At 66.2% G+C, this 13566-nt stretch carries 10 protein-coding genes; 2 read left to right on the forward strand and 8 right to left on the reverse strand.

The features are described from left to right. Positions 1 to 107: 107 nt before the first annotated feature. Together GGD82_RS09645 and mnmE are read left to right on the forward strand one after the other, a co-directional pair. Entirely contained in the window at positions 108 to 524 is a 417-nt protein-coding gene (locus GGD82_RS09645) for a helix-turn-helix domain-containing protein (RefSeq protein ID WP_150061580.1), read from the forward strand. Between the two features lie 54 nt (positions 525 to 578). Next, positions 579 to 1961, forward strand: coding sequence for a tRNA uridine-5-carboxymethylaminomethyl(34) synthesis GTPase MnmE (gene mnmE, locus GGD82_RS09650; RefSeq protein WP_150061579.1), 1383 nt, complete (start codon positions 579 to 581; stop codon positions 1959 to 1961). A gap of 39 nt (positions 1962 to 2000) precedes the next feature. On the opposite strand, the gene GGD82_RS09655 is transcribed toward mnmE, so the two are convergent. From GGD82_RS09655 to GGD82_RS09690, 8 genes are all read right to left on the reverse strand, one after another. Next, positions 2001 to 2942 carry an ExeA family protein gene (locus GGD82_RS09655; RefSeq protein ID WP_150061578.1) on the reverse strand — a complete coding sequence of 314 codons (942 nt, stop codon included), beginning with the start codon at positions 2940 to 2942 and terminating at the stop codon, positions 2001 to 2003. 258 nt (positions 2943 to 3200) lie between these two features. Beyond that, a complete protein-coding gene (locus GGD82_RS09660) occupies positions 3201 to 4061 on the reverse strand; it encodes a CpsD/CapB family tyrosine-protein kinase (RefSeq protein WP_150061577.1) in 861 nt (286 codons plus the stop codon). Between the two features lie 15 nt (positions 4062 to 4076). After that, positions 4077 to 5702, reverse strand: a complete 1626-nt coding sequence (locus GGD82_RS09665) for a GumC family protein (RefSeq protein ID WP_150061576.1) — start codon at positions 5700 to 5702, stop codon at positions 4077 to 4079. A 504-nt stretch (positions 5703 to 6206) separates the two neighbouring features. Next, the gene (locus GGD82_RS09670; RefSeq protein WP_170284187.1) at positions 6207 to 9008 is read right to left on the reverse strand and encodes a LamG-like jellyroll fold domain-containing protein; all 2802 of its coding nucleotides are present in this window, start codon (positions 9006 to 9008) and stop codon (positions 6207 to 6209) included. Positions 9009 to 9624: 616 nt separating this feature from the next. After that, positions 9625 to 10671 (reverse strand): ABC transporter ATP-binding protein, encoded by a 1047-nt coding sequence (locus GGD82_RS09675; RefSeq protein ID WP_150061574.1) that lies wholly within the window; start codon positions 10669 to 10671, stop codon positions 9625 to 9627. Then, positions 10668 to 11648 carry an ABC transporter ATP-binding protein gene (locus tag GGD82_RS09680; RefSeq protein ID WP_150061573.1) on the reverse strand — a complete coding sequence of 327 codons (981 nt, stop codon included), beginning with the start codon at positions 11646 to 11648 and terminating at the stop codon, positions 10668 to 10670. Before GGD82_RS09680 ends, GGD82_RS09675 begins: the two co-directional genes overlap by 4 nt. Positions 11649 to 11652: 4 nt before the next feature. After that, positions 11653 to 12570, reverse strand: coding sequence for an ABC transporter permease (locus tag GGD82_RS09685; RefSeq protein WP_150061572.1), 918 nt, complete (start codon positions 12568 to 12570; stop codon positions 11653 to 11655). Beyond that, on the reverse strand, positions 12567 to 13556 hold the full coding sequence (locus GGD82_RS09690; protein ID WP_150061571.1) for an ABC transporter permease: 990 nt from the start codon (positions 13554 to 13556) through the stop codon (positions 12567 to 12569). Before GGD82_RS09690 ends, GGD82_RS09685 begins: the two co-directional genes overlap by 4 nt. Between the last annotated feature and the right edge of the window lie 10 nt (positions 13557 to 13566).

Below are 13566 nucleotides of genomic sequence, written 5' to 3' on the forward strand. Positions count from 1 at the left end.
TTTATCGGACATTCTCTCTCTTGATCGCCTCTCGCCTGTCGTTTACACAGGTTGAACGCGCTTACTATCGTATATGCGCTCTGGGCGTGTGACTAGGGAGGGGATGGGTGACCCAAGGCAGGAACGGGCGCGGCGTCCGCGGGCGGCGCAACATCACCTTGGAACGGACCATCGGCCACGCGGTGCGGGAGGCGAGGCTCCGCGCGGGTCTGTCGCGCGACGACTTGGCGGCGCGCATGGGTCTGCGTCCGGCTCAACTCCGTCGGCTGGAAAACGCCACCGTGATCATCCGGATCGACCATCTGGCGGCGGCGGCTCGCTGCCTTGACGTGCCGGTGTCCGCGTTCTACGGCCCCTATGCCCCCCTGAGCGCCGACGAGGCGTCAAACGCACCGCCCCACCCGATGCCCCCACAGCTTTACGACACGGAGGAGACCCGCGCCCTGCTGGAGGCCTATCGGACCTCACCGCCGGACGTCCGCCAGAGCTTCCTGGCTCTGCTGAGGTCCCTAGCCGAGCCCTGACATCCGGCGGGGATCACCTTGCGGTCCGCGCGCCCGCCGGGCACTGTATCCGGCATGAAGAGCCCCCCTGCCCCACCACCGACCGACGTCCCCACCATCTTCGCCCTGTCGAGCGCTCCCGGGCGCGCCGGGGTCGCGGTGACGCGGGTCTCCGGTCCCCATGCCGAGGCGGCGCTGTGCGCCCTCACCGGCCGGACCACGCCACCGGCCCCGCGCCGGGCGGTTCGGGCGCGTTTTCGCGACCCGGCGACCGGCGAGGTCCTCGACGACGGTCTGGTGCTGTTCTTCCCCGGTCCCGACAGCTTCACCGGCGAGGATGTGGCGGAGTTCCAGGGCCACGGCGGCCGGGCCACGACCCGGGCGCTGCTGGACGCCCTGGCCGGCGTGCCGGGCCTGGAGCCGGCGGAACCCGGCGCCTTCACGCGGCGGGCGTTCGACGCCGGCAAGCTCGACCTGACCGCGGTCGAAGGACTGGCGGACCTGATCGACGCCGAGACGGCGGCCCAGCGTCGTCAGGCGTTGCGCCAGATGGGCGGCGCGCTGGCGCGGCTGACGGAGGGCTGGCGGGACCGGCTGGTCCGCGCGCTGGCGCACCTTGAGGCCACCATCGACTTTTCCGACGAGGATCTGCCGGAGGCGCTGCTGCCCGCGCTGCAAGCCGACGTGGCCGCCCTGGTGGCGGAGATCACCGCGCACCTCGCCGCCCCGCCCCGGGGGGAGCGGCTGCGCGACGGGGTGCACGTCGCCATCCTGGGGCCGCCGAACGCGGGCAAGTCCAGTCTGGTCAACGCGCTGGCGCGGCGGGAGGCCGCCATCGTCTCCGCCATCGCCGGCACCACCCGCGATGTGGTCGAGGTGCATCTGGATTTGGACGGGTTTCCCGTGGTGCTGGCGGATACGGCCGGCCTGCGGGAGTCGGCGGATGTGATCGAACAGGAGGGCGTGCGCCGCGCCCACGCGCGGGCGGCGGCGGCCGATGTCCGGCTGGTGCTGCTCGACGGCGGGGCTGGCGATCCGCTGGATCCGGCAGTGGCGGCGCTGACGGCCGATCCCGAGGCGCTGGTGGTCCTCAACAAGACCGACCTGCGGCCCGACGGCGCGCAGCACGCGCTGGCCCTGCCGGACGGTCGGGCCCCGCTCGGCCTGTCGCTGACCACCGGGGCGGGGTTCGAGGCGCTTCTGGCCGCCGTGACCGATCGCGTCCGCGCCCTGGCGGAAGCCGGAGCCGGCGCGCCGCCCCCGCTGACCCGCGCGCGCCATCGTCACGCGCTGGCGGAGACCCGGGACGCGCTCACGCGCGCCCTTGACGCGCCACTGCCCGAACTGGTGGCGGAAGATCTGCGCCTTGCGGTCCGGGCGCTGGGGCGGATCACCGGCCGCGTCGACGTCGAGGATCTCCTGGACGTCATCTTCCGCGATTTCTGCATCGGAAAGTAACCGCCTGCGGGCCCGGCGGGCGAGACAGCAGCCCGGGGGTCAGCCCGACGACGCGCGGCCGCGCGGGGCCGCCGCCGGCGCGTCGGCCGGACGGTCCGGGGGGTACAGCTCGGCCATCAGGCGCTGTTTCAGCCGGTCAACGGTCAGATCGTCCGGCAGCGGTCGATAGGCGCTCAGGCCGCTGGCGATGCGGGTCTCGGCCACTTCGCACACGGTTTCGAACGTCACCGACTCCTTGTCGTCGCTGAACGCATAGACCAGCGAGAAATCGCAGAGCTGGTTGATGAGGCGCGGCGTCCCGCTCGAAAAAAAGTGAACGGCCGCGCAGGCCAGATCGTTGAACAGGTCGCGGGTCGCACCGGCCAGACGCAGGCGATGACGGATGTAGGCCAGCGTTTCCTGCTGGTCGAGCCGGTCGAGATGGTGGCTGATGCCGATGCGCTGCACCAACTGCACCAACTCCGGCCGCTTCAAAAGCTCCAGAAGCTCGGGCTGGCCCACCAGCACGATCTGCAACATAAAGTGCTCGCCGGTGTTGATGTTCAGCAGCATCCGCATTTCCTCGAGCGTGTCGAGGGACAGGTTCTGCGCCTCATCGATCACCAGCACCGCCCGCTTGCCGCTGGCATAGACGTCGCGGATATGCGCCACGAACGCCTCGTACAGGCCGTGATTGTCGGCGTCGGCGCTCTTGATCCCGAACGCCCCGGCAATCGATCGCATGATGTGCCCGAAGTTGGAATGCGTGTGGGTGATGACGCCGACCTCGACCTCATCCAGAATGTTTTCCATCACATACTGGATCAGGGTGGTCTTCCCCGCGCCGATCTCGCCGGTGATAACCGTCAGCGCCGTTTCTTCCAGCAGACCATACTGCAACAGATGAAACGCCAGCTTGTGCCGCCGCCCCAGGAAGATAAACGAGGCGTCGGGCTGCAAAGAAAACGGCTTCCGTTGCAGTCCGAAATACGAAGCGTACATTCGGCGACCTTTCTGCTTCTCCGATGGTCACGTCCGATGGTCACGCGGCGGGCGCGTCCTGGCGCACGGTGAACCGCTAGAGCACTTTGCTCGACATGTGAGTCATGCAAAATGCTCTAGGCTTTTGATATTGAAGCAAATCGTCGCCGCGATCTGTTCCAGATCGCTCGGGATTTGCTCTAGCCCGTCGCCCCAACTCTCGGATACGGGCCGGCCCTGTCGTCATGCGTCACCTCCTGATTCGCCAACGCGGCGGGCTCACGGGCGGTTTTGGCGCGTCATGCGGCTCTTCTTCACGTGCTTCGACGTCTCGGACGACCGGTTCATGACCGTGCCGATCAGGGGATAGCCCTTCATGAGGCTGACCGCCTGCTTGAGCTCATGCTCCTTGGTGTGGCCCTCGCTCGTGACCAGCAGGAAACAGTCGATGTGTTGCATGAAGGCGAGGGCGTCGTCGGTATGCAACAGCGGCGGCAGGTCATAGATGATGATCCGGTCCGCGTAGGTTTCGCGCAGTTCCTTGGACAGACCCAACATGCGCGGCATGGTCAGAAGCTCCGCCGAGGAGCGCACGGGGCGTCCGTTGGGCAGCAGTACGAGACGGTTGATACCGGGATTGACGAGGCAGGACGACAGCGCCCGGCCGTCCCGCAAGTACCCCAGCAAACCCGGCTCGGGGTCTATCCCGAAATAGGTGTGAACGCTGGGCGCCCGCAGGTCCAGATCCACCAGAAGAACCGTTTTGGTCAGGATACTCGCCAGGCTGAGCGCCAGATTGCTGGCAACCAGGCTCTTGCCCTCCTGCCCGACCGAACTCACGATCCCGAGCGTTCGGTATCCCTTCTCCTCCATCCGGTTCAGAACGCGGGTGCGCAGGATACGGAAGGTGTCGCTCTGGTCGTGCGTCGAGAGGCCCGCGACCAGTCGCCTTTTCTCCATCTCCTTGTCGGACACCGGGGCTACGCGCGTGCGGGTGTAGGCGATGGCGGAGCTCTCCGTGTCCGCGATCGCCGGCCGGTCCGCGGGTCGCCGCGGCGCCACCGGCACAGGCCGCACGGACGGGGGCTGCTGGCCGCGGCTGAGCAGCGATTTCTCCAAAGCCTTTTGAATTTTTTCCATGGTGTCTTTCCGGGCCTACCACCCGAGCAAGTTGATCTGTGCCTCGATCTTGCGCTGGAGCACAAGGTAGAGAACATCCAGCGGCATAATCTGGGAGTCGACGTACCACACACCGCCGGCGACGACCGCAAGCGTCGCCGCCGCGACCAGAAGGCGGACCCCCCATCGCAACAGGCGCTCGCGCCGGGTGCTGATTTCTGGAATCACCACCAGGGGCGCCGCGCCCACCAGTTGCTCGACCTTGCGCGCACTGCGCAGCCGCGTATCGAAGAATTCCGCCCCGGCCATGGCAACCACACCCAGCCCCCCGGACGCCACGATTCCGCCGAGGGCGATCAGCATCGGAGGCAGGCCTTCCCGGTCCACCGGCACCTGCGGCGGATCAACAAGCGTAAAACGCTCCGATTTTTGGCTGATCTCCAGAGAGGCGCCCATTTCCGCCTCAAGCAACTTACGCCGCAGCAGATTGAAGTCTTCGACCGCGTTGTCGCGCTCGCGCACCAGGGCCTGATACTTGTCGCTGATCTCGGCAGACTCCGAGAGATCGTCCTCCAAGGCTTTGATGTCGTCGTCCAGCGCCGCCATGGCCCGTTTCGAGGCGGCGATCTCGCGATCCAGCTGATCCAGGCGGAGGGACAGCTCCTGCTCCACCGCCGGATCGTAGGCGCTGGCCGTGCCGGAGGCGGCCGGCAACCCAGCGAGTTGGGCTTCCACATCGGCAATCTGCCGGTTCAACCGCGCCATGTCGGGGTGCCGCTCGGTCACGACCGTGGACAGCGATGCCCGCTCGTTGCGAAGCGACTGCAACAGGTCCAGGAGCCGGGCGCGGTCCGGGGAGGCCACGCTGCCGCTCCCGCCTCCGCTGTTGCGCAGGCTGCTAAGACGGGCCGCCAGGCTGGACCGTTCACTCTCCTGCACTTCCAGGCGCAGCGTCATGTCGCGGCGCCGCTGCCGCGCCTCATCCAGCCGCTGCTGCATCAGCGACTGCTGCGCCGGAAGGCGACCGCTGTATGTGTTGGTCCACTCGGCCAGTTCGGCTTCCAGGCGGTTGACCTCCGTTTCGGCGGCCTTGGTCTCCTGTTCCAGGAATACGGCTGTTTCCTGGGCGCGCTCCTGCCGGTTTCGTGCGTTCTCGCTCAGGTACCACGACGCTAGAGCATCGGCGATGACGCGCGCCTTCTCCGGCTCTCGGTATGTGAACCCGACCTGGAACGCGACAGTATAGGTCTGACGGCCGTAGTTCTGGTTGTAGACGTTCACCAGAATATCCTTGCGCATCGCGCTTGCGACCTGTGTGAGCGTCTGGCTCTGGCGCAGCCAAGGATAGAGGTTATGCTCGCGGATAAGCGAGATCAGGTTGTCGGTCGCGATGAAGCGCTGCTTAATCACTTCGATGCGCTCGGCCGCGAGGCTCGTCACTGTCGAATCCACGAGATCCGGCGGCACATTCGGCTGCTCGATGACGATCATGCCGGACGACCGGTAGACGGGCGGGACGAGCTTGGCGATCAGGACGGACAGGCTGCCAAACACGAGGACCGGCAGAACGAACAGCCAGAACCGCCGCTTGACCGCGCGCCAGATCGCGGCCACGTCGATATCCAGCGATTCGGTGTCGTCGTCATAGGCACTGGTGCTCATCTTCACCCCGATCTAAGGGAACCCGTCGTGACGCACGGCCACGCCACCAGACGCGCGCGTCTGCCTGGGGTACCGGGAAACGCTGCGGTGCCGGTGTTACAGAATGTTCCGAAGAACCATAGCGACGAGGGAGTGGGGTGCAGACAACCTACCAAAGCACTCCCAGACAAATTGAGCTCATTCGTCGTTGCTCACCCTCGCCATCAGTATGAAGGACCCAGAACCGTTCCGCAATCGACATCCGGGCCGCGCGCGGACCTTTGCCCACACCCTAATCCTATAATTGCTCGCCCGCCCTCCACGGCGTTTTCCATTGCGCTCCCAGACAATTGGGAGCCGGTCCCGAAAAACCAAGACGCCGCGTCCGCCCGCCTGTGCGCTGCGGCAAAAAAAAGCGGCGATCTGTGGCTCAAACGCACCGATCGAGCGGGTGATGTGAACGCGCAGACGCGACGATGACAGAAGGTCATCGCCGCGTCTGCAGTGTCGGAGGTCGATCAACGGTTAGGCAATGGCCAGATCCGCGTGATCGGCGTTGAAGAGGACGTCGGCGGTCGCGGCGTCGATGAACGTGTCGTAGACGGCCAGATTATCGAAGCCGGCGTCGACGCGGTCACCCCAGGGCGAGCCACCCAGCCAGAGGCCCCAGTCGGAAGCGTCGGGCACGGCGACGTCGATGGTTTCGCTGGCGACAAGCTGCCCATCGACGTAGGCGTTGAAGCGATCCGCCTCGGTGTCGATCGCAAAGCCCACGTTGTGCCACGCGCCGGCGTCGATGCCGGCGTCGCCGACACGAACGTTGGTCCGCCCGCCGGCCTCGTCGTAAACCTGGAAGGTCAGCCCGCCATCGTCATCCGCAGACACCGTCACCATGTCCTTCTGCCACAGAACACGGGTGCGCCCGTCGGGCATGTCGTCGAGCCGCATGTCAACGAACAGGCTGACCTGATCGCGACCAAACAGCATGGCGGGGTCCTGGACGTCCAGGTAACCACCGTTGCCGTCGACGTAGACGTTGCCGTCCGCCTCGGTTGCGAACGCCATGTCACCCTGGAACACGGCGTCGGGAGCACTGTCGCCGTCGACGTCGAGGGTTTCGTTGAGATGCCACACCGGGGTCGGCGCGCTCGGCGCCGCGTCGACCGGAGAGTCGGCCTCGCCCGCCGTGAAGGCCTTCATGGCGTCGAGCGAGCCGCCGGAGCGGATCATGCCCTCGAACCCGGTATCCAGCGCGGCCGCGTCGTCGGCGTCAAGGGCGGTGCTGGACATCGTGACATGCGAGACGTTGCCTTCGAAGCTGCGGCCCCACAGGCGGCCCATGGTCGGCACCCAGGACAGCTCCGTCAGTGACGCGCCGGAGGCTTCGGCCTGCCCGAGCAAGGCACCGTCGACGAAGACGAGCAGGTCGCCTTGCGCGGCATCGTAGCTGACCGCGAGGTGGTGCCACGCGGTATCGGTGATGCCGGCGCCGTGGGTCGTGAGCGAGACCGCGTCCCCATTGAGGGTTTTAAAGTCGACCGAGACTTCGCCGGTGTCGGTGACGGACACCGTGGTGGCCCCGTGCATGTTGAACAGAACGCCGGCGCCGCCGTCGGCGCGGTCCCGCTGGAGGCCCATTTCCAGGGTGAAGGCGTTGAGACTGTAGAGTTCGTCGTTGGCGCCGCGGTCGCCGAGGGTCAGGGAGCTGTCGGCGGTGAGATGCAGGGCGGTGCGGCCGTCGACGGACACCAGAGCGGCGCCATTGTTCAACGTGGCGGCACCGCCGTAGCTGGAGCCGTCGCGCAGGGACCCGCCGGAGAAGTCGTGCGCCATCAGTCGACTGTCGGCGACGCTGACCTGCGTGGTGTTGGTGGCGACGGTGCCATCCGCCTGGGTGACGATAAGCTGGGCGGTGTACTCGCCGACCGCATCCGGACGGAAGGCGAAGCTGGAGCCCTCGCCCGCCTGGACACGGGCGCCGGTGTCGGTATCGGTGACGGTCCAGACGAAGTGAGCGCCGTCGCCCACCAGACCGGCCGCGTCCCGGGTCAGGCCGGCGTCGAGAGCGATCGCCTCGCCGGCGAACAGGGTCCCGCCCTGCACCTGAATGGCAGCGGTCAGCGTGTCGGGCGTGGTGTCGAAGGCGCTCAGCGAGGCCCCGAGGCCCGCGGCGACGCTGTCGGGCAGCACCTGAAGGTCGGTCAGCAGATCGGTGGTGGCCCCGCCGAACGCATCGGCGAAGACCTTGCCGAGATACGTCGGCGCGGACGGGTCGTCGGTCTGGGTGATGATGTTGTTCCAGGCGGCGCTGGCGCCGTCCGTGGCGGCGAGGGTCAGCGTGCCCGGCAGGATGTTGTTGTAAATCTGGACGTTCGTGGATTCGGGGTTGGTCACGATACTGGGCACGGAGGAGGCGGTGGCATCGACGTCCGTGTTGTGGACCAGGGTGTTGTTGCGGATGATGGCGCCGTCCGTGCGCTCTTCCGCGATGGCGTTCTTAAGGGCGTTGTGGATGAGGTTATCCTCGATGAGGATGTTGGAGTAGTGGAAGTCGGGGTCGCTGCCGGGCTCGTAGCCGCCGCCGACGCCGACAAAAATGCTCTGGGTGGCGACGCCGGACCCGTTGTCGAGAACGTTGCCGCGGATCGTCACGTCGGACGACGGCGCGATGCCACCATTGTAGTTGGCGAAGATCTGGATGAGGTCGAAGTGCCAGTCGTCGCCGGGGGCGGTGACAAAGTCGTGGACGTAGTTGCCCTCGATCAGCGCGGTCTGCAGTTCCGAGCCCTTGATACCGTCACCGGACATGGCGACGATCTCGTTGCCGAGCACCCGCGTGTCCTCAGAGTCGGCCACGACGATGCCCTGCCGGAACATGGAGAAGTGGCTGTTCTCCACGGTGACGCCGGTGGAGCCCTTGACGTAGAGACCGAACCCCGTGCCGTAGCCGTCGAGGATCGAGTGGGTGCCCTCGGCCACGTCACCGTCGAAGATGGCATCGCGAATGGTGATGTTCGACGAGCCATTGACTTGGAACGGCTTGTCCCACCAGGCGGAACCCGGCGCGGCGTCGTAATCGAAGGTGACACCGTCGAAGGTCAGGTTAGCGGCGTCGCTGACGTTCAGGCCGGAAAAGGTCGCCGGATGACCGGGGTCGGCCGACGTGATGGTCACGGGAGCGCTCAGGCCCTGGAGGTTGGGCAGCGAGCCGCCATCGATAGTCAGGCCGCCATAGTTCCCGGCGGCCAGCGCGATCGTTTCCCCACCCTTGACGGAGTTCAGGGTCGCAACAAGGTCCTGAAGCGAGGTCACAAGGATCGCCGCCATGTATGTTACTCCCGCGCTATCGGGCTGAACCATTCTGTCGCCCGTGGTTGATTTCCATGAGTTGGAGAGTAGACGGCGCGGGGCTTTTAAGAAGTGACCTTCGATACAAACGCGATCGCAGTGCTTCTCCGAGGTCCAAATGACTCTTCACGACATTTTATAGAAAATTGGATCGGGTCTCTTCTCTCTGTTCTCTACAAAAAAGCATCAAGTTTTCGATATCTTGTCTTCACATCGCACACGCCGCCTCGCGCGCGCGCATAGCTCGAAAGGGGCCAAGGCACACCAAGGCCCCTGCACGTCCGGCAAACGCGGACCGACACGGGACGTGGACGGGAAAACCAGGGAGGGCCGCGTTCAGGGCGCGTTTGGCCGGCTTTGATGCGGCCCCGGAGCGCCTCAGCGACCCGGGTGCCTCACGGCTTTGCATGCCTCAGGGCCATGCGCACCGGTGCGGCGCCGGCGCTCTCACGCCAGCCGCCGGACAGACAGGGGGGAAGTCCATGCCGGGGACCGCGATGCTCAGCGGCCGGTGGGCCGCGGCCAGGCGGGCAGCGCCAGGCGGCGCGTTTGGCAAGGCCCTACGGCGGCGGCAGGGCCTCACCGCCGCATGGGATCAGCCGCGCCCTTCCTCCACGGCGTGGCAGGCGACGAGCGTGCCGTCCGCCTGACATTGGGCCCGCGGCACCTCGGCCGAACAACGGGCGTTGGCCAGCGGACAGCGGTCGTGGAACACGCAGCCCGAGGGCAGGTTCATGGCCGAGGGCACCTCGCCGGGCAGACCGGGCGGCTTCATCTCCTCCGTGGAGATGCGCGGGATCGCCGACAGCAGGATCCGCGTGTAAGGATGGCGCGGATTTTCGAACAGCGTCGCGGTGTCCGCCAGTTCGCACAGCGTGCCCAGGTACATCACCCCCACCCGGGTGCCGAAGTGGCGCACCACGGACAGGTCGTGGGTGATGAACAGATAGGTCAGGTCGCGTGCCTCTTGCGTGTCCATCATCACGTTCAGGACCTGCGCCTGAATGGAGACGTCCAGCGCCGAGATCGGCTCGTCGGCCACCACGAAATCCGGGTCCACCATCAGCGCGCGGGCGATGGAAATCCGTTGGCGCTGGCCGCCGGAGAACTCGTGCGGATAGCGCGTGCCCCAGCTCGGATCGTTGCCGACCGAGACCATGACCTGCTCGACCTTGGTCTTGACATCGGCGTCGGACAGATTCGGGAAGTGAAACCGCAACGGTTCTTCCAACGTCTTCTGCACGGTCCGGCGCGGATTGAGCGAGGCATAGGGATTCTGGAAAATCATCTGCATGCGGCGGTGAAACGGCTTGCGCGCCGTGTGCTTCAGGCCGTCGATGCGGGTGCCGTCGAATCGGATCGCCCCGCCCGTCGGGTCCAACAGGCCCATGACGATGCGGGCCAGCGTGGACTTGCCGCAGCCCGATTCGCCCACCAGACAGAACGCCTCGCCCCGGCGAATGCCCAGCGAGACATCGTTGATGGCCTTGACCGTGGGCCGCTCGCGCTGGAGGAAGTGCCCCCCCAGATCGAAGTGCTTGATCAGACCGTCCACCTCGACCAGGGGGCGGTCGGCGACGGCGGCTGGAGCCGTCGTCCCGGACGCGGCGGGGGCGGCGGCGGTCTGGGTGTGTCCACTCATGCCGCGACTCCCCTTATCAGTTCCCGCGCCCGCGTGCAGCGGACGTTATGATCCTCGATCACATCCAGAGGCGGCACGCCCACCCGGCAGCGCTCCTCGGCGTAATCGCAGCGCGGATGGAAGGCGCAGCCCGGCGGAATGGCCGTCAGCGGCGGCATGGAGCCGCGGATCTGGTTCAGGCGCGCGCCCGGCTCCCCTTCGCCCGGCAGGGCCGACAGCAGGCCCCGGGTGTAGGGATGCACGGGGTTCTGGACGACCCGGGCGGTCTGGCCCGACTCCACCACGCGGCCGGCGTACAGCACCACCACGCGCTGGGTCACCTGCGACACCACGGCGAGGTCGTGTGTGATCAGAATCAGCCCGACCCCATGCGTGCGACACAGATCCAGCATGAGGCTCATAATTTCCGCCTGGATGGTGACGTCCAGTGCCGTGGTCGGCTCGTCGGCGATGATCAGCGCCGGCTCGGTCAGCAGGGCGATGGCGATGACGACCCGCTGGCGCATGCCGCCGGACAGTTCGTGCGGATAGGACGCCATCCGCTTCTCCGGCGAGGGGATCTTGACCTCGCCCAGGCGCTGGATGGCGATGCGCCGCGCCTCCGCGTCGGAGATGTCGCGGTGCGCCTTCAGCGTTTCCACCATCTGGGTCCCAATGGTCAGCACCGGGTTCAGCGTCATCATGGGATCCTGGAAGATCATGCTGATGCGGTCGCCCCGGATGGCGCGCATGTCCGCCCGCGACAGCGTGGCCAGGTCGCGGTCCTCGAACAGGATCCGCCCCCCGGTGATGCGGCCGGGGCGGCTGAGCAGGTTCAGGATGGCGAAGGCGGCCACGGACTTGCCGGCCCCGGATTCACCGACGATCCCCAGGCGCTCGCCCTTGTCCACCGAAAAACTGACGTCGTGCAGCGCGGTCAGCACCCCGTGGCGTGTGGGAAACTCCACCCGGAGGTCGCGAACATCAAGAAGGGGCATCGGATCAGCCCTTGTACAGACGGGGATTGAGAACGTCGCGCAGCCAGTCGCCGAGCAGGTTGATCGACAAGATCAGCACGATCAGCACGATTGATGGGATGGTTGTGATCCACCACGATCCGCTGAAGATGTAGGCGAAGCCTGCGCTGATGAGAGAGCCGAGCGACGGCATCGTGACCGGCATGCCAAGCCCCAGAAAGGACAGCGCGGCCTCGCTGATGATGGCGTTGGCGACCTGCACCGTGGAGATCACCAGCAGCGGCGACAGCGTGTTCGGAAGGATGTGGCGGCGCATGATGGTGGGCGCCGACAGGCCGATGACGCGGGCCGCGTCGACGTATTCCTTTTTGCGCTCCGCCAGCACCGACGCGCGGATGGTGCGTGCGTACTGGGGCCACTCGGCGATGCCGATGACCAGCACCAGCATGATGATGGCCATGTCCGAGAACAACTCGGCGCCGAACGCCGCCTTGAACACGGCCAGGGCCACGATCGCCAGCATCAGCGTGGACATGGCAAGCTGGATGTCCGCCAGCCGCATGAAGAAGGCGTCCACCTTGCCACCGAGATACCCGGACATCAGGCCGATGACGATGCCCAGCGCCATCTGCACCATCACCGCGAAAATCCCAATGGTGATGGAGATGCGCAGGCCGTACAGGATCGCGCTCAGCATGTCGCGGCCCTGGTCGTCCGTGCCCAGCAGAAAGGCGGGATCGCCGCCGCTCTGCCACACCGGCGGGATCTCGGAGTTCATGATGTCGAGCTGCGCCGGATCGTGCGGGTTCATCGGCGACAGCACGGGGGCCAGAAGGGCCGCCAGCATGAACGCGGCCGTCACCGCGAAGGCGACGATGGCGATCGGATCGCGGCGGAATCGATATACGAAGTCCGATCCGAGGACGGCGGAAAGGCGGCTCATCGGGCGGCCCCCATCAGGCGGACGGTCGGGTTGACCATCGTGTAAATCAGATCGACCACCGTGTTGGTCACAACGAAAATCAGGCCGACAACGATGATGTAGCCGATGATCAGGGGGGTATCGACGCGGGTCACGGCCTCAATGAACATGAAGCCCAGGCCGGGCCACTGGAACACGGATTCGGTCAGGATGGTGTAGGCCAGCATGGTGCCGATCTGCACACCGCCGACCGTGATGACCGGCAGCAGCGTGTTCTTGAAGGCATGCAGGAACCACACACGACGCGCCGCCAGTCCCTTGGCCCAGGCGAACTTGATGTAGTCCTGCTCCAGGATCTCCATCATCTCGGAGCGGATGAGCCGGATGAACAGCGGCATCATGATCGAGGACAACGCGATACTGGGCAGTATCAGATGGGACAGCCCATCCAGCGTCAGGAAGCCGGTCGTCCAGCCGGGAGCGATCTCCACCAGATGCTCGCCGCGCCCGAACGAGGCCAGCCAGCCCAGATTCACCGAGAACAGGTAGATCAGGAAGATCGCGGTCAGGAACACCGGGATCGAAATGCCGATGATGCTGGCCCCCATGGCGATCCTGGACAGCCAGTGGCGCGGCCGGATGGCGCACCAACAGCCCAGCGGCACGGAGACCAGCACGATGATCAGCGTGGCACCGAGCACTAGGTCCGCGGTCGCCGGAAACTTGTCCCCGATCACGTCCAGCACGGGGCGCTTGAAAAAATACGACCGCCCCAGGTCGCCCTGAACCGCCTTGCCAAGAAACCGGCCGTATTGCACCAGGAAGGGATCATTGAGCCCCAACTCGTCGCGCATCGCCTCGCGCTGGGCCTCGGAGACGGATTGGCCCACCAGCTCGCGCAGCGGGTCTCCGAGATTGTCCTGAATGGAAAAGCCGATGAGGCTGATGACGAACATCACCAAGACGGCCTGAAGCAGGCGCTTGATGAGGAAGGCTACGAACGCCATGGGGGACCCT

Origin of the sequence: Roseospira marina (genome assembly GCF_014197855.1) — a bacterium.
Taxonomy (GTDB): domain Bacteria; phylum Pseudomonadota; class Alphaproteobacteria; order Rhodospirillales; family Rhodospirillaceae; genus Rhodospira; species Rhodospira marina.